Annotated in this window: 21 protein-coding genes, 1 tRNA gene and 2 pseudogenes; 8 read left to right on the top strand and 16 right to left on the bottom strand. The window is 71.7% G+C overall.

The window, feature by feature from the left end; translation table 11 throughout:
- Positions 1-114 (bottom strand): TetR family transcriptional regulator (locus tag QMZ92_RS34560; protein WP_283296314.1); only part of this gene is annotated, 114 nt, incomplete at its 3' end.
- Positions 115-625: 511 nt separating this feature from the next.
- Between QMZ92_RS34560 and QMZ92_RS34555 the strand changes: the two genes are divergently transcribed.
- From QMZ92_RS34555 to QMZ92_RS34545, 3 genes and pseudogenes are all read left to right on the top strand, one after another.
- Positions 626-1,648, top strand: coding sequence for a zinc-dependent alcohol dehydrogenase (locus tag QMZ92_RS34555; RefSeq protein WP_283301713.1), 1,023 nt, complete (start codon positions 626-628; stop codon positions 1,646-1,648).
- Positions 1,645-2,358, top strand: coding sequence for a TetR/AcrR family transcriptional regulator (locus QMZ92_RS34550; protein ID WP_283301711.1), 714 nt, complete (start codon positions 1,645-1,647; stop codon positions 2,356-2,358). The genes QMZ92_RS34555 and QMZ92_RS34550 overlap by 4 nt, the downstream gene beginning before the upstream one ends.
- 657 nt (positions 2,359-3,015) lie before the next feature.
- A pseudogene (locus QMZ92_RS34545) lies at positions 3,016-3,315 on the top strand (hypothetical protein); the annotation flags it as partial.
- Positions 3,316-3,826: 511 nt separating this feature from the next.
- Here QMZ92_RS34545 and QMZ92_RS34540 read toward each other — a convergent pair.
- Positions 3,827-3,908, bottom strand: a tRNA-Tyr gene (locus tag QMZ92_RS34540).
- A gap of 190 nt (positions 3,909-4,098) precedes the next feature.
- On the opposite strand from QMZ92_RS34540, the gene QMZ92_RS34535 reads away from it, so the two are divergent.
- The 3 genes and pseudogenes from QMZ92_RS34535 to QMZ92_RS34520 all read left to right on the top strand — a co-directional run bounded on the left by QMZ92_RS34535 (position 4,099) and on the right by QMZ92_RS34520 (position 6,060).
- Positions 4,099-4,587 (top strand): YajQ family cyclic di-GMP-binding protein, encoded by a 489-nt coding sequence (locus tag QMZ92_RS34535; RefSeq protein ID WP_138053700.1) that lies wholly within the window; start codon positions 4,099-4,101, stop codon positions 4,585-4,587.
- A 201-nt stretch (positions 4,588-4,788) separates the two neighbouring features.
- Positions 4,789-5,295 carry a methylated-DNA--[protein]-cysteine S-methyltransferase gene (locus QMZ92_RS34530; RefSeq protein ID WP_283301708.1) on the top strand — a complete coding sequence of 169 codons (507 nt, stop codon included), beginning with the start codon at positions 4,789-4,791 and terminating at the stop codon, positions 5,293-5,295.
- Positions 5,292-6,060 (top strand): annotated as a pseudogene (locus tag QMZ92_RS34520) (alpha-ketoglutarate-dependent dioxygenase AlkB family protein). Before QMZ92_RS34530 ends, QMZ92_RS34520 begins: the two are co-directional and overlap by 4 nt.
- Positions 6,061-6,097: 37 nt before the next feature.
- Here QMZ92_RS34520 and QMZ92_RS34515 read toward each other — a convergent pair.
- Complete coding sequence (locus tag QMZ92_RS34515) at positions 6,098-6,367, bottom strand: GlsB/YeaQ/YmgE family stress response membrane protein (protein ID WP_283301704.1); 270 nt, start codon at positions 6,365-6,367, stop codon at positions 6,098-6,100.
- Positions 6,368-6,482: 115 nt separating this feature from the next.
- Between QMZ92_RS34515 and QMZ92_RS34510 the strand changes: the two genes are divergently transcribed.
- Positions 6,483-7,727, top strand: coding sequence for an APC family permease (locus QMZ92_RS34510; protein WP_283301702.1), 1,245 nt, complete (start codon positions 6,483-6,485; stop codon positions 7,725-7,727).
- A 174-nt stretch (positions 7,728-7,901) separates the two neighbouring features.
- Here QMZ92_RS34510 and QMZ92_RS34505 read toward each other — a convergent pair whose 3' ends face one another.
- From QMZ92_RS34505 to QMZ92_RS34445, 13 genes are all read right to left on the bottom strand, one after another.
- Complete coding sequence (locus QMZ92_RS34505) at positions 7,902-8,294, bottom strand: YccF domain-containing protein (protein WP_283301700.1); 393 nt, start codon at positions 8,292-8,294, stop codon at positions 7,902-7,904.
- On the bottom strand, positions 8,291-9,154 hold the full coding sequence (gene htpX / locus QMZ92_RS34500; protein ID WP_283301698.1) for a zinc metalloprotease HtpX: 864 nt from the start codon (positions 9,152-9,154) through the stop codon (positions 8,291-8,293). Before htpX ends, QMZ92_RS34505 begins: the two co-directional genes overlap by 4 nt.
- A gap of 163 nt (positions 9,155-9,317) precedes the next feature.
- The gene (mscL, locus tag QMZ92_RS34495) at positions 9,318-9,776 is read right to left on the bottom strand and encodes a large conductance mechanosensitive channel protein MscL (RefSeq protein WP_283301697.1); all 459 of its coding nucleotides are present in this window, start codon (positions 9,774-9,776) and stop codon (positions 9,318-9,320) included.
- A 192-nt stretch (positions 9,777-9,968) separates the two neighbouring features.
- Positions 9,969-11,507: an NADH-quinone oxidoreductase subunit N gene (locus QMZ92_RS34490; protein WP_283301695.1), complete on the bottom strand. Its 1,539-nt coding sequence runs from the start codon at positions 11,505-11,507 to the stop codon at positions 9,969-9,971.
- Entirely contained in the window at positions 11,504-13,057 is a 1,554-nt protein-coding gene (locus QMZ92_RS34485) for a complex I subunit 4 family protein (protein ID WP_283301715.1), read from the bottom strand. Before QMZ92_RS34485 ends, QMZ92_RS34490 begins: the two co-directional genes overlap by 4 nt.
- Positions 13,058-13,084: 27 nt before the next feature.
- Positions 13,085-15,076, bottom strand: a complete 1,992-nt coding sequence (locus QMZ92_RS34480; protein ID WP_283301693.1) for an NADH-quinone oxidoreductase subunit 5 family protein — start codon at positions 15,074-15,076, stop codon at positions 13,085-13,087.
- On the bottom strand, positions 15,073-15,432 hold the full coding sequence (gene nuoK / locus QMZ92_RS34475; protein ID WP_283301691.1) for an NADH-quinone oxidoreductase subunit NuoK: 360 nt from the start codon (positions 15,430-15,432) through the stop codon (positions 15,073-15,075). The genes QMZ92_RS34480 and nuoK overlap by 4 nt, the downstream gene beginning before the upstream one ends.
- Positions 15,432-16,001: an NADH-quinone oxidoreductase subunit J family protein gene (locus QMZ92_RS34470; protein ID WP_283301689.1), complete on the bottom strand. Its 570-nt coding sequence runs from the start codon at positions 15,999-16,001 to the stop codon at positions 15,432-15,434. The genes nuoK and QMZ92_RS34470 overlap by 1 nt, the downstream gene beginning before the upstream one ends.
- A complete protein-coding gene (locus tag QMZ92_RS34465; protein ID WP_283301687.1) occupies positions 15,998-16,639 on the bottom strand; it encodes a NuoI/complex I 23 kDa subunit family protein in 642 nt (213 codons plus the stop codon). Before QMZ92_RS34465 ends, QMZ92_RS34470 begins: the two co-directional genes overlap by 4 nt.
- Positions 16,636-17,607, bottom strand: a complete 972-nt coding sequence (locus QMZ92_RS34460; RefSeq protein WP_283301685.1) for a complex I subunit 1/NuoH family protein — start codon at positions 17,605-17,607, stop codon at positions 16,636-16,638. The genes QMZ92_RS34465 and QMZ92_RS34460 overlap by 4 nt, the downstream gene beginning before the upstream one ends.
- Positions 17,604-19,154 carry an NADH-quinone oxidoreductase subunit C gene (locus QMZ92_RS34455; RefSeq protein WP_283301683.1) on the bottom strand — a complete coding sequence of 517 codons (1,551 nt, stop codon included), beginning with the start codon at positions 19,152-19,154 and terminating at the stop codon, positions 17,604-17,606. Before QMZ92_RS34455 ends, QMZ92_RS34460 begins: the two co-directional genes overlap by 4 nt.
- Complete coding sequence (locus QMZ92_RS34450) at positions 19,151-19,843, bottom strand: NADH-quinone oxidoreductase subunit B (protein ID WP_283301682.1); 693 nt, start codon at positions 19,841-19,843, stop codon at positions 19,151-19,153. Before QMZ92_RS34450 ends, QMZ92_RS34455 begins: the two co-directional genes overlap by 4 nt.
- Complete coding sequence (locus QMZ92_RS34445) at positions 19,834-20,235, bottom strand: NADH-quinone oxidoreductase subunit A (protein ID WP_269728933.1); 402 nt, start codon at positions 20,233-20,235, stop codon at positions 19,834-19,836. The genes QMZ92_RS34450 and QMZ92_RS34445 overlap by 10 nt, the downstream gene beginning before the upstream one ends.
- Positions 20,236-20,424: 189 nt before the next feature.
- On the opposite strand from QMZ92_RS34445, the gene QMZ92_RS34440 reads away from it, so the two are divergent.
- A partial coding sequence (locus QMZ92_RS34440) for a sensor domain-containing protein (protein ID WP_283301679.1) occupies positions 20,425-21,766 on the top strand: 1,342 nt, incomplete at its 3' end.

Genomic DNA, 21,766 nt, shown 5'->3' with positions numbered 1-21,766 from the left:
CCGGGACACTCCCATCGCGGAGGCGATGTCGTCCATCGTGGTACGCCGGACTCCGTGCCGGACCAGGCAGGCGTAGGTCGCGTCGAGGACTTCGGAGTACCGGTCGGCGTCCATCTGTCAGCCCAGCTTCTTCAGCAACTCCCGCGGACAGGCCGTCGGCTCCTGGGTGGGCAGCGGTTCGCCGTTGCGGAACACGGCCACTCCCCTCTCTCCCTGAGTCGTACCTGCCCCCGATCGGATGACCGGGCGACCGCCGGGCTCGGTGGGTTCCCCGGCCGTCCACCGGTACGGGAGGTGCGGATCTCGGATCCGATATCACACCCCCGGACGGACTACCAGAGGGTACCAAATGGCCGGGCGGCCTCAGGAGCCGGTGGAACCTTCCCCACGCCGCGGCACTGCACGCAGCCGCGGGGTCCGGGACGCGAAGCGCGAGGAGCCTTCCCCGGGGTTCGCGCGGTGCCGCCGACGTTCCCGGTGTGGCCGGCCACTCGCTACTTGTCACCGTCATCCTGACGTGTAAACCTAGCCACCGGTAACCGCCCCTGCCGTACGTGTTGTAGGAGCGCGGCATGTCACGCGACGGGGCGAGGCCCCGCTGCTGCCGAAGGGCTCGGTGATCGCGATGCGAAGTCTGACTGTGCTGGGTCCGCGGCGGGTCGAATGGAGAGACCTGCCGCCCGTCTCGCTCCGGGAGGCCACGGACGCTCTGGTGCGCCCCGTCGCATCCGCCGTGTGCGACCTGGACCGCCACCTGGTGCATGCGAGCCCGCTCGAACCGCCCTACGCCCTGGGGCACGAGGCCGTCGGCGAGGTCGTGGACGTCGGCAGCGCCGTCAGCGGCCTGAAGCCGGGCGACCGGGTCGTCATCCCGTGCCACATCAACTGCGGTGTGTGCGCGGAGTGCAGCCGGTCGATGCCGGGTGCGTGCAGCGCCGTGCCGCCCTTCGCGAGTTACGGCACCCCCGCGGGTGGTTCCTGGGGAGGGCTCTTCGACGAGCTGGTCCGCGTGCCGTGGGCCGAGCACAGCCTCGTACCGCTGCCGCCCGGCCTGAACCCGGTGCTGGCGGCGCCCTGTTCGGACAATCTGGTCGACGCCTACCGCGCGGTCAGCCCCACGCTCCGCGCCGATCCGGACGCCACCGTGCTGGTCGTCGGGGGGACTCCCACGTTCGGACTGCTGACGGTCCTTGCCTGCACGGCAATCGGCAGCACCGCGGTGCACTACGTGGACCGCGATCCCCGCTCCGTGGAGAAGGCGGCCGCCCTGGGCGCCCGGGCGACGCTGATCGATTCCTACTCCGATCGGATCCGGGGCTCCTACGACCTGACCGTGGACGCCTCGGCCCATCCGAAGGGACTGCGCTGCGCGCTGATCTCCGCCCGGCCCGGAGGGACCTGTGTGTCCCGGTCGGTGTTCTTCACCGAACCCGCGTTGCCCTACCTGGAGCTCTACTCCAGCGGCGTCACCTTCGTGACGGGGCCTCCGCACGTCACCCCCTTCGCCCCCGAAGTCCTGCAGCTGATCGACTCCAGGGCCCTCGACCCGAGCCCGCTCATCGCCGGGCCCTACGACTATGACGACGCACCGGACGTCCTGCTCGATCCTCCAGCGGGCAAGCCGGTGTTCGTCGGGAGCCGCAGATGACCCGCGTCGGCGGGCGCAAGCGGGCACGGCCGGGGGAAGGAGCGCGTCTGCGCACCGAACTCCTTGCCGCGGCGGAGCGGATCCTGAACACCGAAGGGGAGGACGCGGTGACCGTACGCGGGGTCGCCGCCGCGGTGGGAGTGACCACACCCTCGGTGTACCTGCACTTCGCGAGCAGACTTGAACTGCTGCACGCCGTGTGCCTGGGTGCCTGGGACGACCTGGGACGCCGCATGAGCGATTCCGCCTCCGACGTCGACGACCCGTTCTCGGCACTCCATCGCCGCTGCGTCACCTACATCGCCTTCGGACTCGAGCACCCTCTGCGGTACCGCCTCGTGATGGACAGTCGTGCCACAGAGGCGAGTCGGCAGGTGGCTGCGGACTGCTTCCGCTACCTCGCCGAGGCGGTCGAGCCGTGCGTCACGGCCGGCGCTCTGCGCGGCGACGTCGCAGAGCTGACCCGCGGCATCTGCGCCGGACTGCACGGAGCGGTGGCCCTGCTCGCACAGCAGCCGCCCGCGACGTGGCCGCACGACCTGGACGCCTACGCCGCGAGCACCGCATCCTCGGTGGCCTTCGGGGCCGCCGCACTCGGACGGCTGCCCGATCCCTCGGCCACCCCGGACTGCGGCACCCTCGCGGACCTGTTCACAACGCCGTCCGCGACCGGGGCCGCCTCCGGGCCACCGATATCCCCGACCACATAGCTCCTCGACCGGGATGGAGTCCGGCCCAGTCGATCCGGCCGCGCCGGGCATGGCGAACGGCTGTCCCACCGCCCGCCGGAGGCGTCGAGGTGGCCGTCCCATACCGCGGGCCGGTGGTGGCCGTTGAGCGTGCGGGCGATGCACATGAGGGAAAGGGGACATGACCGGGACGGCAAGCGAACCGTGCCGGAATCGTCCAGGGCACCGTCAGTGACTCCATCCTCCTGCGTCCGGCCCCCAGCGAGCGGACCGGAGACGGTCCTCCTTCCCCGACCGTCCCGATCGCCGGGGTCAGGGCGCCCCCGGGGCGCGTTTCTGGTTTCGATCGATCTGGCGAGTCCGGCCCGCGTGGTGGGGCGGACCCGGTAGATCGTTGTGCAGTGCGCGTGCGCAACTGACGCATTCCGAGTGAGCGTTGACCGAGCCGTACCTGCCGGTCGGTGAGCGTGGTCCGTACCCGGAGCGGCTGCGGCAGCAGTTCGAAGGNGTGGTGGGGCGGACCCGGTAGATCGTTGTGCAGTGCGCGTGCGCAACTGACGCATTCCGAGTGAGCGTTGACCGAGCCGTACCTGCCGGTCGGTGAGCGTGGTCCGTACCCGGAGCGGCTGCGGCAGCAGTTCGAAGGAGTGATCCGGCGGCGGGGCGGGTGCGCAGTGGCGTGAGCTGCCGAGCGAGTTCGGCACCTGGACGACCATGCCCAACCGGTTCCGGCAGTGGCGGGACGCCGGGGTCTTCGAGGCGCTCCTGGAGGGGACGATCGCGGAGGCCGCGAAGCGAGGTGAGGTGGACTTGTCCCTCGTCGGCGTGGATTCCACCACTGCCCGTGCCCACCACAACGCTGCCGGGATGCATCTCGGCCGGGACGTCATGGCCGTCCTGGCGAAGGCGGCCACTGAGGAGGAGAAAGCCCGCACAAAGGGGGCAACTCGGATGGACAAGACGGACAGGACGCTTTGATCGATACCAAACGGGAGGAACAGTCGCATATCCGACGTCGACACAAGGCCCGCCTGTCAAACCTCTGGAAGCACAGAGGCCTCTCTCATCCGGTTTCGGCCCTCCGGCGGGCTTGAGCCCTCTGCCGGGTGATCATCTGTTCGAACTCCACCGGCGGGAGTCCGCCGACTCGGGTGCGGCGGCGTCCGGTGCTGCACCCGAGTCGGCAACCACGTCGCGCTCTTCGGCCGGGCCTGGGCGCGGGTGGTGAAGCGGTGCCGGTGGACGGTCGCACCGCGCGCGTCCAGAGCCGCACCGCGTTGGAGATCGCCCACCGGGTTGGGGTGCGCCCCACGCCTTCCCGAAACCCGGCCCGCGTATGACCTGCACGCGCTGCCCAGGCCCCCAGATCCGGGCGGAAAGGGCTGAGGCGGGACGCCTTTTTCCATTCCGTACGAAAGATCACTGCAGGGCAACGAGAAGACCCCCGCCGTCCTGCGTCTCCGCAAGTCAACGGGGGTCTCACTTCGCGTGGCGGCGCCAGGATTCGAACCTGGGTAGGCTAAGCCGACGGATTTACAGTCCGCTCCCATTGGCCACTCGGGCACACCGCCATGGGATGTCGCTCCGGAGCCGCTTTCGCGCGGCGTTCCGTGGCAACGACGTAAACGATACCTGATCCCCGGGGGTGCTCCGCCACCGGATTGATCAGCGCCTCCGGCCGGTGCGGGTGGCTAGGCTTTGCGGTGGCGGTCCGGGCATCCGGCCGTGCTTCTACCCACCCGATACAAGGAGCCACAGGACATGGCCGACTCCAGTTTCGACATCGTCTCGAAGGTCGAGCGGCAGGAGGTCGACAACGCCCTCAACCAGGCCGCCAAGGAGATCTCGCAGCGCTACGACTTCAAGGGCACCGGCGCGACCATCGAGTGGTCCGGCGAGAAGATCCTGATGCAGGCGAGCGGGGAGGAGCGGGTCAAGGCGATCCTCGACATCTTCCAGTCCAAGCTGATCAAGCGGGGAATCTCGCTGAAGGCGCTGGAGGCGGGAGAGCCCCAGCTCTCCGGCAAGGAGTACAAGATCTTCGCGTCGATCCAGGAGGGCATCTCCCAGGAGAACGCGAAGAAGGTCGCCAAGGCCATCCGCGATGAGGGTCCGAAGGGCGTCAAGGCGCAGGTGCAGGGCGACGAGCTGCGGGTCAGCTCGAAGAGCCGCGACGACCTGCAGGCGGTCATCGCGCTGCTGAAGGGGAAGGACTTCGACTTCGCCCTTCAGTTCGTGAACTACCGGTGAGCCGTGACCGCCGCTGAGCCGTCCGGCCGTGCGGAGACAGGCACTCGGGGGTGGTGCGGCCGGGCCGCACCACCCCCGCCTCGCGTCCCGGAGCGGGCCGGAGGCGACCTCCGAATACTGCCGGCGCGGTAGGCCATCGAGCCGCAGGGGCATGGACGCGGGACCGCGGAAGGACGGGCCCACGGCGGGGAGGAAAGAGCCATGACGGTGTACACGACGGTCGACAGCCCGCTCGGTGAGCTGCTGCTGGTCGGCGAGGAGTCCGCGACCGCCGTCGGCGGGACCGCGCTCGTCTCGCTCTCGCTGCCCGGGCAGAAGGGTGCGGGGGAGGTGCGGGAGGGCCGGCGGCCCGCACCCGAGGAGTTCGAGGAGATCACCGCGCAGCTCCGGGCCTACTTCGCCGGGGAGCTGACGTCCTTCTCGATCGAGTTCGCGAGGGGCGCCGGCACGGACTTCCAGCGGCGCGTCTGGCATGCGGTGGAGAAGATTCCCTACGGGCGGACGGCGACCTACGGCCAGGTCGCCGAGCGGGTCGGCGCCGCGGGGGCCGGGGTGCGGGCGGTGGGGACGGCCGTCGGCCGCAATCCGCTGCTGATCGTGCGGCCGTGCCACCGGGTGATCGGCGCCGACGGCGCACTGCGCGGGTACGCGGGCGGCCTGCCGAGCAAGGAGCGGCTCCTCGGGCTGGAAGGCGCGCTGGTGCCGTGAGTGAGGGACTCTTCCCGCGGGAACGGGCCGAGCCGGCGCCGGGGGCGGTGCACGTCCCCGGCTGGCTGTCCACCGCCCGGCAGCGGGAACTCGTCGCGGTGTGCCGGGAGTGGGCGCGCGGACCGGTCCCGATCCGGCACACCAGGCTGCCGACGGGCGGGGTGATGTCCGTGCGGACGGNGGGAACTCGTCGCGGTGTGCCGGGAGTGGGCGCGCGGACCGGTCCCGATCCGGCACACCAGGCTGCCGACGGGCGGGGTGATGTCCGTGCGGACGGTCTGCGTCGGGTGGCACTGGCAGCCGTACCGGTACACCCGGACCGCCGACGACGTGAACGGCGCCCGGGTCGCCGGATTCCCGGACTGGCTGGCGGGGTTGGGACGCGAGGCGCTGGCCGTCGCGTACGGCGGCACCACGGTGGGCGACGGGAGCGGCAGGCCGTACGCGCCGGACGTCGCGCTCGTCAACTTCTACGACGGGGACGCCAGGATGGGCATGCACCGGGACGAGGACGAGCGCTCCGGCGCCCCGGTGGTGTCGCTCAGCGTCGGCGACACCTGCGTCTTCCGCTTCGGGAACACCGCGAACCGCGGCCGGCCTTACACGGACGTCGAGTTGGCGTCCGGCGACCTGTTCGTCTTCGGCGGGCCGTCCCGCTTCGCGTACCACGGGGTGCCCAGGGTCCTTGCGGGCACGGCCGATCCCGCACTGGGTCTGTCCGGCCGGCTGAACATCACCCTGCGCGAGACCGGCCTCCGGGACTGAGCGCCCCGGTTCGGCCGGGGCGCCCCCGTCGGCTTTGTCAGCGCGACCGTGAATGGCCGAAGAGGATGCGGTAGGCGATGAGCAGGACGAGCGCGCCGCCGATGGCGGAGACCCATGTGGCGCCGTCGTAGAAGTCCTTGGTGATCGGACGGTCCAGGAAGCGGGACGATATCCAGCCACCGACGAAGGCGCCGGCGACACCGATGAGGGTGGTGCCGATCAGTCCGCCCGGGTCGCGGCCCGGCAGCAGGATCTTGGCGATGATCCCGGCGAGCAGACCGAGGATGATCCAGCTGATGATGCCCATGCCATGACCTGCCTTTCCTCGTGCGCGTCCCCGGACTCCTGCCCGTAACGCGCTGCTGCCATGTCAGACGCCGGCGGGGCGGAGTGCGGTTGCGGCCGTCAGTAGGGTGCGATGCATGACACAGGAACTGCGCAGGTCGCTGGGCGTGTTCGACGCGGTCGTCATCGGGCTCGGCGCGATGATCGGCGCCGGGGTCTTCGTCGCGCCGGCGCCCGCGTCCGCGGCGGCCGGCACCGGGCCGCTGCTGCTCCTGGCGCTGGGACTGGCCGCGGTCGTGGCGTACTGCAACGCCACCGCGTCGGCCCGGCTCGCGGCCCGCTACCCGGCCTCGGGCGGGACGTATGTGTACGGGCGGGAGCGGCTGGGCCCGTTCTGGGGCTATCTCGCGGGCTGGGGCTTCGTCGTCGGGAAGACCGCCTCGTGCGCGGCGATGGCACTGACCGTGGGGACCTACCTCTGGCCCGAGCAGGCGCACGCCGTCGCGGTGGCCGCGGTCGTGGCGCTGACGGCCGTGAACTACGGCGGCGTTCAGAAGTCCGCCCGGCTGACCCGGGTGATCGTCGCGGTCGTGCTGGCGGTCCTGGCGGCGGCGGTCGTCGCCTCCCTCACCTCCCCGTCCGCTGACCCCGACCGTCTGCTGTCGGGTGGCCCCGGCGGCGGCGCGGGCGGTGTGCTGCAGGCCGCCGGACTGCTGTTCTTCGCGTTCGCCGGGTACGCGCGGATCGCCACGCTCGGCGAGGAGGTGCGGGATCCGGCCCGGACGATCCCGCGTGCGATCCCCCTGGCCCTGGGGATCGCCCTGGGCGTGTACGTGGTCGTGGCCTGCGCGGTCCTCTCCGTGCTGGGCGCGGACGGACTCGGCGGGGCGGCGGCTCCCCTGGCCGACGCCGTCCGGGCGGCCGGGGCGGAGGGGCTGGCCCCCGTCGTACGGGTCGGGGCGGCGGTGGCCGCCCTCGGCTCGCTGCTGGCACTGATCCTCGGTGTCTCCCGGACGACGCTCGCGATGGCCCGGGACGGCCATCTGCCGCGCACTCTCGCGGCCGTCCACCCCCGCTTCCAGGTGCCGCACCGCGCCGAGCTCGCGGTGGGGGCGGTGGTCGCCGTGGTGGCTGCGACGGCGGACCTGCGGGGCGCGATCGGCTTCTCGTCGTTCGGCGTGCTCGTGTACTACGCCATCGCCAACGCCTCGGCGTGGACACTCGGATCCCGGGGAAGGGCCCTCACGGTCGCCGGGCTGGCGGGCTGTCTGGTGCTGGCTCTCGCACTGCCGTTGGCGTCGGTGGCGGCGGGCGCGGCGGTACTGGCGGCGGGCGCGGTGGCGTACGCGGTACGAGGGCGGGCCGGCGGAGATCGCCCCTGACGCCCTCGGTCCCGAGGAAGTCGACGACCTCCTCGAAGGGGCTCGTCGGCGTACGCCCGCATCGGCCGCTCCCGCTCCCCCGTCACCGGCCGCGCCGCAGCTCCGTGCAGGGCGTCAACGGCTCGGGGCTCACGGGGTGCTGTCCCGCGGGCTCGGGGCTCGCGGGCTCCGGTCTCACCTCGCCGTGAACGGCTGGTCGGTCGGCACGATCTCCTTGCCGAGGGGCAGCAGCGAGACGGGGATCAGCTTGAAGTTCGCGAGGCCCAGCGGGATGCCGATGATGGTGAGGCAGAGGGCGATGCCCGTGACGACGTGCCCGAGCGCCAGCCACCAGCCGGCCAGGATCAGCCAGAGCACGTTACCGATGCAGGAGGGCGCGCCCGCGTCGCTGCGTTCCACCACCGTCTGGCCGAAGGGCCACAGCGCGTAGACGCCGATGCGGAAGGCGGCCAGGCCGAAGGGGATGCCGATGATGGTGATGCACAGCAGGACGCCGGCCAGCAGATAGCCGAGGAACATCCAGAAGCCGCAGAGGATGAGCCAGATGACGTTCAGGATTGTCTTCATGGGCGGTGACCTGCCATCTGTTCGAGACGGGCGATGCGTTCGGCCATCGGCGGGTGGGTGCTGAACAGCTTGGTGACGCTCCGGCCCGGCCGGAAGGGATTGGCGATCATCATATGGCTCGCCGTCTCGATCTTCGGCTCGGGCGGCAGGGGCAACTGCTTGGTGCCATCCTCCAGCTTGCGCAGGGCGCTCGCGAGGGCGAGCGGGTCGCCGGTGAGCCTGGCCCCGTCGGCGTCGGCCTCGAACTCGCGGGAGCGGCTGATGGCGAGCTGGATGACGGACGCCGCGAGCGGACCCAGGATCATGATGAGGAGCAGGCCGAGCAGCCCGGGGCCGTCGTCGTCGTCCGAGCGGCCTATGGGAATCAGCCAGGCGAAGTTCACCAGGAACATGATCACTGATGCGAGGGCGCCGGCGACGGACGAGATGAGGATGTCCCGGTTGTAGACGTGGCTCAGCTCATGGCCGAGGACCGCCCGCAGCTCCCGCTCGTTGAGGATCCGCAGGATGCCCTCGGTGCAGCAGACCGCCGCGTTGCGCGGATTGCGCCCCGTGGCGAAGGCGTTCGGCGCCTGGGTCGGCGAGATGTACAGCCGCGGCATCGGCTGACGGACCTGTGTGGAGAGCTCGCGGACGATTCGGTACAGCGCGGGCGCCTCGAACTCGCTGACCGGCCGGGCGCGCATGGCCCGCAGCGCGATCTTGTCGCTGTTCCAGTACGCGTACGCGTTCGTCCCCAGAGCCACGACGACGGCGACGATCAGGCCCGTACGGCCGAAGAGACTGCCGATGACGATGATGAGGGCGGACAGCCCCCCGAGGAGAACGGCAGTCCTCAGTCCGTTGTGCCGGCGGTGCACGGTACGCCCTCCAAGTGGTTCGGCAGGGGAACCCTCTGCGGTCGTGGTCCGCTCTCCAGTGGACCCTCCCGTACTGGTCAACGCCAGGCGGGAGCCGCGGGTTCCCCCGCCGCCACGGGCGGGGAGCCCGGCACCGATGGGCCGTTCGGGTGACCCGGCCGGCTCAGCGCTGGGAGGGGAGCACCCCGGCCTTCTCCAGTGCCTCGGGGAGGGGCTCCACGTCGCTCGTGCAGTGCGCGCAGCGGCTGGCGATCGCGGGGATCTCCGTGTAGCAGCGCGGGCAGTCGCGCACCGCCGCCTTGATGCTGACCGGCGCCTCCTTGGTGAAGCGGTTCTGCACCTTCAGCATCGGGACGACGACGCAGAAGTAGAGGACGGCAGCGGTGATCACGAAGGCGATGGTGGCGCTGATGAAGAGGCCGTAGGGGAACTTCACCCCCTGGACCGTGAAGGCCGCCTTGCTGAAGTCCCCGGCACCCTGCGTGGCCACGCCGATCAGCGGGGTGATGAAGGCGTTGGTGAGCCCCGTGACGACCGCCGTGAAGGCGGAGCCGACCGCGAGGCCGATCGCCATCGTGATCACGTTTCCACGGAGGATGAAGTCCTTGAATCCGCTCAGCACAGCGGTACTCCCTCGTCGTTCTGCGGCCATGTCGTTCCTGCTGCTCGTCCGGATGGGGTCAACACCGTGCCCGCTCGGGGCACCGCTTGTCGAACCGACGGTTCCGCGTACCCGGCGCAGGGCGTTCCACGGGTGCCGGGAGGGCACGTGTCCGGTGCCGCGCGAGCGACGGGCGATTCTGTCGTGCGCCCGTCAGAACAGGTCGACGGCGGCGAAGCGCAGCACCAGCTGCGGCCAGCCGGACAGCAGAACCCCCGCGGCTGCGGTGAGCGCGATGGCCGCGGTGACCAGAGCGGGTGCGGGGCGGCGTGCCGGCACGGTCCCGGCCGCGCCCTCGGGCGCCTCCTCCGGCGCCCGGAAGAGCTGGGCGGTCCACTGCAGGTAGTAGTAGAGCGCGATCACCACGTTCACGCCCATGACGACGGCGAGCCAGCCGAGACCCGCGTCAACCGCGGCCGAGAAGACCGCGACCTTCGCGAAGAGCCCGATGACGCCCGGCGGCAGTCCGGCCAGGCAGAGCAGGAAGAAGGCCAGCACCAGGGCGGTCACGGGACGGGTCGCGTACAGGCCGCGGTAGTCGGCGATGCGGTTCCGGGGCTTCGTGCGGGCGACCAGGGCGACCACGGCGAAAGCCCCGAGGTTCACGACCGCGTACATGAGGGCGTACGCGACGGTGGAACCGATCCGGACGTCGCCGGACCAGGCGGCCGCGGCGATCGGGACCAGGAGGTAGCCCGCCTGCCCCACGGAGGACCAGGCGAGCAGCCGTACCGCGCTGTTCGCACGGGTGGGCGACTGGCGCACGGCCGCGACGTTGCCGGTGGTCATGGTGAGGGCCGCGAGCACGGCGACGGCGGGACCCCACACGTCCGCGTGCGCGGGGAAGGCGATGACGGTCACCAGGATCAGCCCGGAGAAGCCGACGGCCTTGCCGATGACGGAGAGGTACGCGGCGACGGGCAGCGGCGCGCCCACGTAGGTGTCGGGCACCCAGAAGTGGAACGGAACGGCCGCCGTCTTGAAGGCGAACCCTACGAGGGTGAGCGCCACACCCACCTGGGCCAGGGTGTCCAGCTGACCGGGCACGTCGTCCATGCGGGAGGCGATCCGGGTCAGGTGCAGGGTGCCCGTCGCCGCGTACACGAAGCTGACGCCCAGCAGCATCACGGCGGTGGCGGTGACCGAGGACAGGAAGAACTTGAGGGCCGCCTCGCTGGACATCCGGTTGCCGCGGCGCAGGCCGACCAGCGCGAACGCGGGCAGCGAGGCGACCTCGAGGGCGACGACGAGGGTGGCGAGGTCCCGCGCGGCGGGCAGCAGGGCCGCTCCGGCCGCGGAGGACAGCAGCAGGAACCAGTACTCCCCCGCGGGCAGCCGCCTGCGGGTCTCGGTGACGGAGATCAGCGCGGTGACCAGCGCGCCGCCCAGCACCAGGAACTGGATGACGAGCGTGAACCGGTCCGCCGTGTAGCTGCACACGTCGGGGGCGGTGGTCAGGCAGAACGTGGCGCGGTCCGCTCCGCGCAGCGGCAGCAGCGAGGCCACGGCGACCGCGAGGGAGGCGACGGCCGCGTAGCCGAGGAACGCCTTCTTCCGCTCGGCGACGAAGAGGTCGGCGACCAGGATGAGCAGGGCGGCCACCGCGGTGATGGTGGGTGGGGCGATCGCGAGCCAGTCGACGGACTGGACGACGGGCGCGACGAGCGCCTGCGGTGCGGCGGCCAAGGTCATGCCTTTCCTCCAGCGAGGAGCTTCTGCACGGCCGGGTCGGTGAGGCCGAGGAGGACCGCGGGCCAGAGCCCGGCGAGGACGGTGAGGGCGACGAGCGGAGTCCAGGCGGCGACCTCGTAGCCCTGTACGTCGGCGAGCCGGGCCTCTCCGGCGGGCCGGGGGCCGCCCATGCAGACACGGCGGACGACGACGAGCAGGTACGCGGCGGTGAGCAGGGTGCCGAGGCCGCCGATCGCCATGAAGGTGAGGAACGCGGGACGGCTGAGGCCGTCGGCGGGGTCGAAGGCGCCGAAGAGGGCGAGCATCTCGCCCCAGAACCCGGCGAGACCGGGCAGGCCCAGCGAGGCCACGGCCGCGAAGGCGAGCAGTCCGCCGAGGCGGGGCGCGCGGCCGTACAGCGCGGCCCCGGTGGCACCGGCGAGCGTGTCGAGGTCGGCGGTCCCGTACCGGTCCTTCACCGCGCCGGCCAGGAAGAAGAGCAGACCGGTGATGAGACCGTGGGCGATGTTGGCGAAGAGCGCGCCGTTGACGCCGGTCGGGGTCATGGTCGCGATGCCCAGGAGCACGAAGCCCATGTGGCCGACGGAGGAGTACGCGATCAGGCGCTTCAGGTCGCCCTTGGAGCCCGGCCTGGCGAGCGCGAGGCAGGCGAGGGATCCGTAGACGACGCCGACGACGGCGAAGGCGGCGAGGTACGGGGCGAAGACCTGCATGCCGTCGGGTGCGATCGGCAGGACGATCCGGACGAAGCCGTACGTGCCCATCTTCAGCAGGACGCCGGCGAGCAGGACCGAGCCGACCGTCGGAGCGGCGGTGTGGGCGTCGGGGAGCCAGCTGTGCAGCGGCCACATCGGGGTCTTCACCGCGAGACCGACCCCGATCGCGAGAACGGCGATGACCTGCACGGACAGGCTGAGGCCGCGGCCGTTGTCAGTGGCGAGTGCCAGCATGTCGAACGTGCCGGCCTGCAGTCCCACGAGGAGCAGGCCGAGAAGCATGACGACCGAACCGAGCAGGGTGAAGAGGATGAACTTCCATGCCGCGGCGCGGCGGCCTGCGCCGCCCCAGCGGGCGATGAGGAAGTACATCGGGATCAGGACCGTCTCGAAGGCGAGGAAGAACAGCAGCAGGTCGAGAACGGCGAAGGTGGCGAGGGTGCCGGACTCGAGCACGAGGAGCAGCGCGACGAAGGCCTTGGGGGACGGGCCCTCGGGCATCTTGAAGTAGCTGTACAGCGCGCAGAGGAAGGTCAGCAGCGCGGTCAGGACGAGGAGGGGGAGGGAAATGCCGTCGGTGCCGAGGTGGATCCGCACGTCCAGTGCCGGGATCCAGCTGATGTCCGTCGTGGCCTGCATCTTCGACGGCTGGTCGTGGTCGAAGCCCAGCGCGAGGACGATCGCGGCCGCGAGGATCGTGCCGGTGACGGTCACACCGTGCCGCAGCACGGCCTGGTCCGGTGACTTCCCCTTCAGTCCGGGAGGGGCGGGCAGGAGGGCCGCGGCGGCGCCGATGAGCGGGCCGACGACGATGAACGCGAGAAGGAACTGCATCACGGATTCGCTGATATCGATCACGGCTCACGCTCCCGCGGCGACGAGTACGACGGCGATCGCCAGGACGACGGAGCCGGCCAGCAGTGCGCTGAGGTAGGTCTGCACGTTTCCGGTCTGGGCCCGGCGGACGAGCCACCCGAGCCAGTTGGTGCCGGTGCCCGCACCGCGCACATAGGTGTCGACGACCTCCCGGTCGAGGAACCTCACCAGTTCGGCACCGGCCGTGACCGGGCGGACGAACAGGGCACGGTAGACGGCGTCGAGGTGGAAGCCGGCGGCCGCGGACCGGTGCAGCGGACCGAGCAGCAGCCGGCCGGGGTCGGCCGGGTCGGGCGCGGCCGCGATGTCCCCGTAGGCGGGTTCGTGGCTGGTGATCGCCTCCGCCTCGGAGACGGCCGGTTCGGCCTCGGGGTGGGCGGCGACGGCACCCATCGGGGCACGTGCGGCCAGGGCCGTCGTGTGCCGCCAGGTGGCGTAGGTGACGAGTCCGCCGACGAGGGCGACACCCGTGCCCAGCACGGCGGTGGTCAGGGTCGGCTGCAGCGGCCGGCCGTCGAACCAGTCGTCGATGAAGCCCGCGGTAAGACCGAAGGCGAGCGACGGCGCGGCCAGCACCCAGAGGACGGCGGTCATGGCCAGGGGCTGCCGGCCGTGGTCGGGGGCCTCGGCGCCCCGGCCGCGGAACGCGAGCAACCACAACCGGGTGGCGTACGCGGCGGTGAGGAGGGCGGTGAGCAGCCCCGAGACCAGGACGGCCCAGCCCGCCGCGGCGGGAGCGACGGCGGAGTCGCCGAGCGCGCTGTGCTCGGCGGCCACGAGGACGGCTTCCTTGGAGAAGAAACCTGCGAAGGGGGGAACGGCGACGAGCGCGAGCAGGGCGATCGTCATCGTCCAGTACGCGTCGGGGATCCGCTTGGTCAGCCCGCTCATCCGGGACATGGCGGCCAGCGAGTTGGTGCCGGCGGCATGGATGATCACGCCGGCCGCGAGGAAGAGCAGTGCCTTGAACGCACCGTGCGACAGGAGGTGGAAGACGGCGGCGCCCCGGTCCCCGACCGCCAGGGCACCCGACATGTAGCCGAGTTGGCCGATCGTCGAGTAGGCGAGCACCCGCTTGATGTCGTCCTGGGCGAGGGCGGCGAGGGCGGAGCCGACCATGGTGATCGCGGCCATCACGGCGAGGACGATCAGCGCCGCGGCTGAGGCGGCGAAGACGGGGAGGAGCCGGGCGACGAAGTACACGCCGGCGGCGACCATCGTCGCTGCGTGGATCAGCGCGGAGACCGGGGTCGGGCCGGCCATGGCGTCGGGGAGCCAGGTGTGCAGCGGGAACTGGGCGGACTTGCCCGCGACACCCGCGAGCAGCAGCAGCGCCACCAGGGTCGGGTGGTCGATCGCACCCGCCGCGACGGCTCCGAGGACGCCGGTGATGCGGAACGTTCCGGCGTCCACCGCGAGCGCGAACAGACCGAACAGGAAGGGGACGTCGCCGAGCTTGGTGACCAGGAACGCCTTCAGGGAGGCGGCCCGTGCCTCGGGCGTCTCCCAGTAGTGGCCGACCAGGAAGTACGAGCAGATGCCCATGATCTCCCAGCCGACCAGCAGCACCATCAGATCGCCCGAGTAGACGACGAGCAGCATCGCGGAGGTGAACAGCGAGACCAGGGCCGCGTAGGACGGGTAGCGCGGGTCGTCGCGCAGATAGGCGGTCGAGTAGATCTGCACGCATGAGGCGACGACACCGACGAGCACGGCGACCAGGACGGCGAAGCCGTCGAGGTAGAGGGCGAGGTCGACGGGGACCGAGCCGGTGGGGGTGAGCTGGGTGGACGCGCTGATCGGCCGGCCGCCGCCCTGACGCACGGCGACGAGCGCGGCGAGCACGGTGGCGGCGATCGTCGGCAGTACGGCCAGGGGCCGGACGAATCCGGGTGCCGAACGACCGAGGAGCAGCCCGGCGGCGGCGCCGAGGAAGGGAAGGAGGGGGACGAGAACGGCGAGGGTCGTCGTGGTCACGCGGTGGCCTCGGCCTTCTCCGCCGGGGCGGCGGCTTCGGCCGGTTCGTGGCCTTCGGCGGTGTCGCGGAGCCTGTCGATGTCCGAGGTACCGCGGTTGCGGTACACCATCAGGACGATCGCCAGACCGATGCCGATCTCCGCGGCTGCGATGGCGATGGTGAACAGGGTCAGGGCCTGGCCGCTGTGCAGGGCGTCGCGCAGCCAGACGTCGAAGGCGACGAGGTTGAGGTTGACGGCGTTGAGCATGAGCTCGACCGACATCAAGACCAGGATCGCGTTGCGGCGCGCCAGCACCCCGTACAGCCCCGTGCAGAACAGGAGGACGGAGAGCACCGCTGGATAGGCGAGATGCATCAGCTCTTCCCCTCCCGGTCCTGGGAGTTCTTGCGGGACAGGACGATCGCCCCGACAAGGGCGGCCAGGAGCAGCACGGACAGTGCCTCGAACGGCAGCACCCAGTGCCGGAAGAGGATCTCGCCGGAGACCCGGGTGGAGCCCTGGGACGGCCCGTCGAGGTCGATCCACGTCGCGCGGAAGGCATCGACGACCACCCAGACCAGAGCGGCCGCGGAGGTGGCTGCCACGACGAGCGCGGCGGGTCGGTTGCCGGAGTCGGCGTCGGCGGAGCGGCCGATGGGGGCCTTGGTGAGCATCAGTCCGAAGAGGAGGAGGACGACCACGGAGCCGACGTAGATCAGTACCTGCACCCAGGCGATGAACTCGGCGGTCAGCAGGAGGTACTCGACGGCCAGCCCGCCCAGCGCGACGACCAGCCACAGGGCGGCGTGCACCAGTTGCCGGGTCGTGACGGTGAGGACGGCGGCGGCCAGGGTGGCGATACCGACGAGCAGGAAGGCGATCTCGACCCCCGTCGGGGACAGGAAGCCGTTCCCCGTCTGGGCGACGGCGTGCGCAAGGGTCATGCCTGCCCTCCCTCGGCCGGCGGAGCGGCCGGACCGGTGGCGTCCGGTGCACCGGCCGCCTGCTCGGCCTCGGAGCGGTCGGCCTCGGCCCGCGCGGCGGCGAGCTTCTCCGCGGCCTTGCGGGCCGCGGCGAGTTCCTTGGGCTCCTCGGCTGCGGGGTCGAGCGCCGGCGGCGCCGGAACCGTCCACATCCACTCGCGGAGCTTGTCCCGTTCATGGGTCAGATCGCGGATGTCGGTCTCGGCGTACTCGAACTCCGGCGACCAGAACAGCGCGTCGAAGGGACAGACCTCGATGCAGATACCGCAGTACATGCAGAGGGAGAAGTCGATGGCGAACCGGTCGAGGACGTTGCGGGAGCGCTCACGGCCCCCCGGGGTGGCCGCCGGGACCGTCTCCTTGTGGGAGTCGATGTAGATGCACCAGTCGGGGCATTCACGGGCGCAGAGCATGCAGACCGTGCAGTTCTCCTCGAACAGACCGATCACACCGCGCGAGCGGGGCGGGAGTTCGGGCTGCACGTCGGGGTACTGCGCGGTGTGCGCGCGCTTCGTCATCGTCCGCAGGGTGACGGCGAGCCCCTTGGCCAGGCCCGATCCGGGGATACGGGACCGGGAGGGCGGACGGGAGCCGGTCATGACTGCATCACCACCTTGACGACGCCGGTGAGGGCGATCTGGGCGAGGGCGAGCGGAACGAGCGTCGTCCAGGCGAGCCGCTGGAGCTGGTCCTCCCGCAGCCGGGGGTAGGTCACGCGGAGCCAGATCACGATGAAGGCGAGCACCGCGGTCTTCAGCAGGGTCCACAGCCAGCCGAGACCGTCCGCGCCGAACGGACCGTGCCAGCCGCCGAGGAAGAGGACGGTGGTCAGACCGCAGAGGACGACGATGCCCGCGTACTCGGCGAGCAGGAACAGGGCGAACCGCAATCCCGTGTACTCCGTGTACGCGCCGAAGATGATCTCGGAGTCGGCGACCGGCATGTCGAACGGCGGACGCTGCAGTTCGGCGAGACCGGCGACGAAGAAGACCAGCGCGCCGATGATCTGCCAGGGCAGCCACCACCACTCGAAGGCGTTCAGGATGCCGGGGAGGGAGACGGTGCCGGCGGCCATCGCGACGGACGCGGCGGCGAGCAGCATCGGCAGTTCGTAGGCGAGGAGCTGCGCGGCGGTGCGCAGTGCGCCCAGGAGCGAGAACTTGTTGGCCGAGGCCCAGCCCGCCATGAGCGAGCCGAGCACACCGACGCCCATGACGGCGAGCACGAAGAAGATGCCCGCGTCGACGATGATCCCGACCGCTCCCTCACTCGGGCCGATCGGGATCGCGACCAGCACGAGCAGGTACGGGAGGAGCGCGACGGCGGGCGCGAGCTGGAAGACGCGACGGTCCGCCTCAGCCGGGACCACGTCCTCCTTCTGTGCGAACTTCACGCCGTCCGCGACGAGCTGCGCCCAGCCGTGGAAACCACCGGCGTACATGGGGCCGAGCCGGCCCTGCATATGGGCCATCACCTTGTGCTCGGTCTGCCCGATGACGAGAGGCAGCACCAGGAACACGGCGAAGACGGCCAGGAGCCGCAGGGCGACGTCGATTGCGTCGTTCACGCGCGGTCGCCTCCCGTGGTGTCGTCCGTCCGCGGCCCGGGTCCTTCCTCGGGCCCGCCGTCCGGCCGGGGGGCCGGTGTCGTGGGTGGGGTGGTGGTACCGGCTCCGGGCCTACCGGCTGCGGGCTCCGGGTCGGGTTCGGAGGTGGTGGTACCGGCTGCGGGCGCCGGGTCGGGCTCGGGCCGGGGCTCGGGCTCCGGCCCGGCACCGGCACCGGCACCGGCACCGGCCTGATCAGACGTGGACTCGGGCTCGGGCTCGGGACGGGTCTCGGTGGCACCTGCGCCGTCGGCATCCGCGCCGGGGCCGGACTCGCTGGCGGGCTCGGGACCGGACTCAGCGGTCTCCGCCTCGGGCCCCGGCTCGGTCCCGGTGGCGACCTCGGCGGCCGACTCGGTTCCGGAGCGGGGCCCGGCCGTGGCCTCCTCGGAGTGCCGTGCCTCGGCGGAAGGCGCCGTCGGGGCCTGTCCTCCGCCCGGTCCGGGCCGGGGCCGGGACTCCGGCGCCGCCCTCGTCGGCTCCGGCTCGTCGAAAGCCGGGCGGGCGTGGTGCCAGGGCGCGTCGGTGCTGCGGTCGCGGGGAGCCTGGGCGGACCGGGGTGAGGCATCCCCGGACCGGCTTGCCGAGCCGTCCGCGGCACTGCGCGAACGGCGGGGCGCGGCTGCCGCACCGTCTGCCTCCGCCCGCTGGCTCGCCGAGCCCTCGGACGCCGACCGCGAGCGGCGTGCGGGGGCCTGACCGGCCGACCCCTCCGCAGCCGTACGCGAACGCCGCTCCGGAGCCCCGGTCGCCCCGGAGCCCTCCCCGGAAGCCGGCGTCTGAGCCGCAGCCCCGGCGCCGGCCGCCGGCGCGCCCTCCGCCGGAGCCGTCGCCTGGCTGGCCGAACCCTCCGACACGCTGCGGGTGCGGCGCGGCGGGCGTTCGCCCGCCGCGCGCGGGGCGCGGGCCGGGCGGGCGGGTGCAGGGGGGAGCTGGCCCTTGAGGGGGCCCCACTCGTTCGGGTCGGGGACGCCGGGAGGCAGCATCTGGCGCCGCTTCGGCCCGCCGTGTTCGGACTCGCCCGGCTCCTTCGCACCCGGCCACGCCTTGGCGACCCGCGCCGCGAGCACGAAGTCCTTGCGCAGTGGGTGTCCTTCGAACGTGTCCGGAAGGAGCAGCGGCACCAGGTGCGGATGGCCGGTGAAGTCCACGCCGAACATCTCGTGCGTCTCGCGCTCGTGCCAGCCGGCGCCCGCGAAGACCTCCACGGCGGTGGGGAGCACGGGTGCGTCGTGCGGAACGGTCGTACGCAGCATGAGCCTGCGCACGGACGTCCCCTCCGCACCCTGCTCCAGCGCGACGACGTGCGCGCAGACACGGAAGCCGGTGCCCGGCTCGTCCACGGCGCTGAGCCAGTCGAAGTAGCTGCAGCCGAGTTCGTCGCGGGCGACTCGCAGCGCGTCGAGCCAGGAGGCCGCCGGAACGTCCACGGTCAGCAGGTCGTACGCCGCCTCGGCGGTGGCCTCGGGGCCGAAGCGTGCGGCGATGTCCGTCTCGAACGTGCTCACGAGGCGGCTCCCCGGTCGGACCCCAGCCCGGACGGTGCCTCACCCGACGGTGCTCCGCCGGAGGGGGGGTCCCCGGCTCTCGAGGACGGTGCGGGCGGGGCCACGAGGCCGCTCTGGAGTTCGCCCACCGAGGCCCGTCCGGGAGCGGCGGCGTACCGCTCGCCCAGAGACTCGCGTGCGATCTTCTCCTGCAGCTTGAGAATGCCCTGGAGCAGCGCTTCGGGCCGGGGCGGGCAGCCGGGGACGTACACGTCGACGGGGATGATCTGGTCGACGCCCTTGGTCACGGAGTACGAGTCCCAGTACGGGCCGCCGCAATTCGAGCAGGCGCCGAAGGAGATGACGTACTTGGGCTCGGGCATCTGCTCGTACAGCCGCTTCACCGCGGGCGCCATCTTGTCGGTGACCGTGCCCGACACGACCATCAGGTCGGCCTGGCGGGGGCCGGGCGCGAACGGGATCACTCCGAGGCGGATGAAGTCGTGCCGGGCCATCGAGGCGGCGATGAACTCGATCGCGCAGCAGGCGAGGCCGAAGTTGAAGACCCACAGGCTGTAGCGGCGGCCCCAGTTCAGGATCACCTTCATCGGCTCGGGTGCGAGCCGGGAGAGGGCTCCCAGCCTCCTGGGCTCCTGCAGCGTCACCGGCTCGGCGGCCTCGGCGCCCGGGGTCTGCGGGGTCACGTCCATGTGAGGACGCCCTTCTTCCATGCATAGAGAATTCCCACGGCCAGGAAGCCGAGGAAGATGAACATCTCCACGAGCGTCGTCGCGCCGTAACCGGGTGCGGCGAAGACCGTGGCCCAGGGGAAGAGGAAGATCGAGTCGACGGCGAAGATCACGTAGAGGAAGGCGTACACGTAGTAGCGGACCTGGGTGTGCGCCCAGCCCTCTCCCACGGGATCGACTCCGCACTCGTACGTGAGCAGCTTCTCCGGCGTCGGTACGACGGGGCGCAGCAGCCGTCCCGCGCCGAACGCCACGGCGACGAAGAGCACGCCGATCAGGGCGAGCAGTCCGACGACGGAGTAGCTCTGGAAGTAGTCGGCCGCGAGCACGGTCGATTCGGGAAGTTTCCGCACGTCCGCCCCTCGCTCCCTGCCCGTTCGACGTTCTGTACGCACGGGAGTCTAGGCCCTGTTAAAGAGACGGTAAGCAGCCGTGCCACTCATCGGACCGGAACGGGCACCGCCCCGGTGGGGATATCCCCACTCCGCCCCCTCCCACGTACCCCATGGCGTGCGCGAACGCGACCGTGCAGGCTGTCCCGCATGACCCCGACCAGCAGTTCTCCCGACGCCTTCGGGTACGGGCTCGACGGGCCGCCGCCGGCCCGCCCCGCCTACGACCGGCACACCTGGAGGGAGATCGCCCATCTCCTCTCCGACCTGCCGGTCGCCCTCGCCGGGTTCGTCTGCACGGTGACCGTGGTCGCGGTCGGCGCCGCGCTGTCGGTGACGGTCGTCGGGCTGCCGCTGCTCGCGGGCGGACTGGCCGGCGCGCGCCACCTCGGGCGCGTGGAGCGGGCCCGGGCCCGGGCGCTGCTCGGCGTGCGGGTGGACGAGCCGAGCCGGCTCCCCCGCCGCCCGGGGGCGGGCCTCCTCGGCAGGCTGTGGAACGCGCTGAAGGACCCGGTGGGCTGGCGGACCATGCTGTATGCGTTCATCAGGCTCCCCTGGGCGGTCCTGTCCTTCACCGTCACGCTGGTGGGACTGTTCGTGCTCTGGCCGGTACTGCCCTTCGTCGTCCGGGCCCTGGCGAACGTCGACCGGGCGATGGTCCGGGGACTGCTCTCGCCGTCCGACGAGCTGGAGGGCCGCATCGTGGAGCTGGAGTCCGGCCGCGGTGTCGTCGTGGACACCGCAGCCGCCGACCTGCGGCGCATCGAACGCGATCTGCACGACGGCGCCCAGGCCAGGCTCGTCGCCCTCGCCATGGGCCTCGGACTCGCCAAGGAGAAACTGCCGGACGACCCCGACGNGCTGGAGGGCCGCATCGTGGAGCTGGAGTCCGGCCGCGGTGTCGTCGTGGACACCGCAGCCGCCGACCTGCGGCGCATCGAACGCGATCTGCACGACGGCGCCCAGGCCAGGCTCGTCGCCCTCGCCATGGGCCTCGGACTCGCCAAGGAGAAACTGCCGGACGACCCCGACGCGGCCGCCGCCATGGTCGACGAAGCCCACGGCGAGGTGAAACTGGCCCTGCAGGAGCTCCGCGACCTGGCCCGCGGCATCCACCCGGCCGTCCTCACCGACCGCGGCCTCGACGCCGCACTCTCCTCCACCGCCTCCCGCTGCACCGTCCCCGTACGCGTCGAGGTGGACCTGCCCACCCGCCCCGCAGAAGCCATCGAGGGCATCGCGTACTTCACCGTCTCCGAACTCCTGCAGAACATCAGCAAACACAGCGCGGCACGCACGGCCTCCGTCGACGTACGACGACGCGACACCCGCCTGCTGATCCAGGTCACCGACGACGGGCACGGCGGAGCAGACGCAACGGGCGGCGGCCTCGGAGGCCTGGCCGAAAGACTCCGAGCCGTCGACGGCCTCCTCGTCATCGACTCCCCCACCGGCGGACCCACAACCGTCACCGCGGAACTCCCCTGGCGCG

It is taken from the genome of Streptomyces sp. HNM0645, assembly GCF_030056615.1.
Classification (GTDB): domain Bacteria; phylum Actinomycetota; class Actinomycetes; order Streptomycetales; family Streptomycetaceae; genus Streptomyces; species Streptomyces marianii.
The sequence above is the reverse complement of the archived record's forward strand: the minus strand, read 5'-3'. Positions and strand labels throughout refer to the sequence as shown.

Excerpts from the sequence above, each read along its gene's own strand:
- QMZ92_RS34505 (WP_283301700.1), bottom strand. The coding sequence starts at position 8,294 with ATGAAGACAATCCTGAACGTCATCTGGCTCATCCTCTGCGGCTTCTGG.
- QMZ92_RS34555 (WP_283301713.1), top strand. The coding sequence starts at position 626 with ATGCGAAGTCTGACTGTGCTGGGTCCGCGGCGGGTCGAATGGAGAGAC.
- QMZ92_RS34465 (WP_283301687.1), bottom strand. The coding sequence starts at position 16,639 with ATGACCGGCTCCCGTCCGCCCTCCCGGTCCCGTATCCCCGGATCGGGC.
- QMZ92_RS34510 (WP_283301702.1), top strand. The coding sequence starts at position 6,483 with ATGACACAGGAACTGCGCAGGTCGCTGGGCGTGTTCGACGCGGTCGTC.
- QMZ92_RS34515 (WP_283301704.1), bottom strand. The coding sequence starts at position 6,367 with ATGGGCATCATCAGCTGGATCATCCTCGGTCTGCTCGCCGGGATCATC.
- nuoK (WP_283301691.1), bottom strand. The coding sequence starts at position 15,432 with ATGCATCTCGCCTATCCAGCGGTGCTCTCCGTCCTCCTGTTCTGCACG.
- QMZ92_RS34550 (WP_283301711.1), top strand. The coding sequence starts at position 1,645 with ATGACCCGCGTCGGCGGGCGCAAGCGGGCACGGCCGGGGGAAGGAGCG.
- QMZ92_RS34485 (WP_283301715.1), bottom strand. The coding sequence starts at position 13,057 with ATGCAGTTCCTTCTCGCGTTCATCGTCGTCGGCCCGCTCATCGGCGCC.
- QMZ92_RS34470 (WP_283301689.1), bottom strand. The coding sequence starts at position 16,001 with ATGACCCTTGCGCACGCCGTCGCCCAGACGGGGAACGGCTTCCTGTCC.
- QMZ92_RS34450 (WP_283301682.1), bottom strand. The coding sequence starts at position 19,843 with ATGGACGTGACCCCGCAGACCCCGGGCGCCGAGGCCGCCGAGCCGGTG.
- QMZ92_RS34535 (WP_138053700.1), top strand. The coding sequence starts at position 4,099 with ATGGCCGACTCCAGTTTCGACATCGTCTCGAAGGTCGAGCGGCAGGAG.
- QMZ92_RS34490 (WP_283301695.1), bottom strand. The coding sequence starts at position 11,507 with ATGACCTTGGCCGCCGCACCGCAGGCGCTCGTCGCGCCCGTCGTCCAG.
- QMZ92_RS34530 (WP_283301708.1), top strand. The coding sequence starts at position 4,789 with ATGACGGTGTACACGACGGTCGACAGCCCGCTCGGTGAGCTGCTGCTG.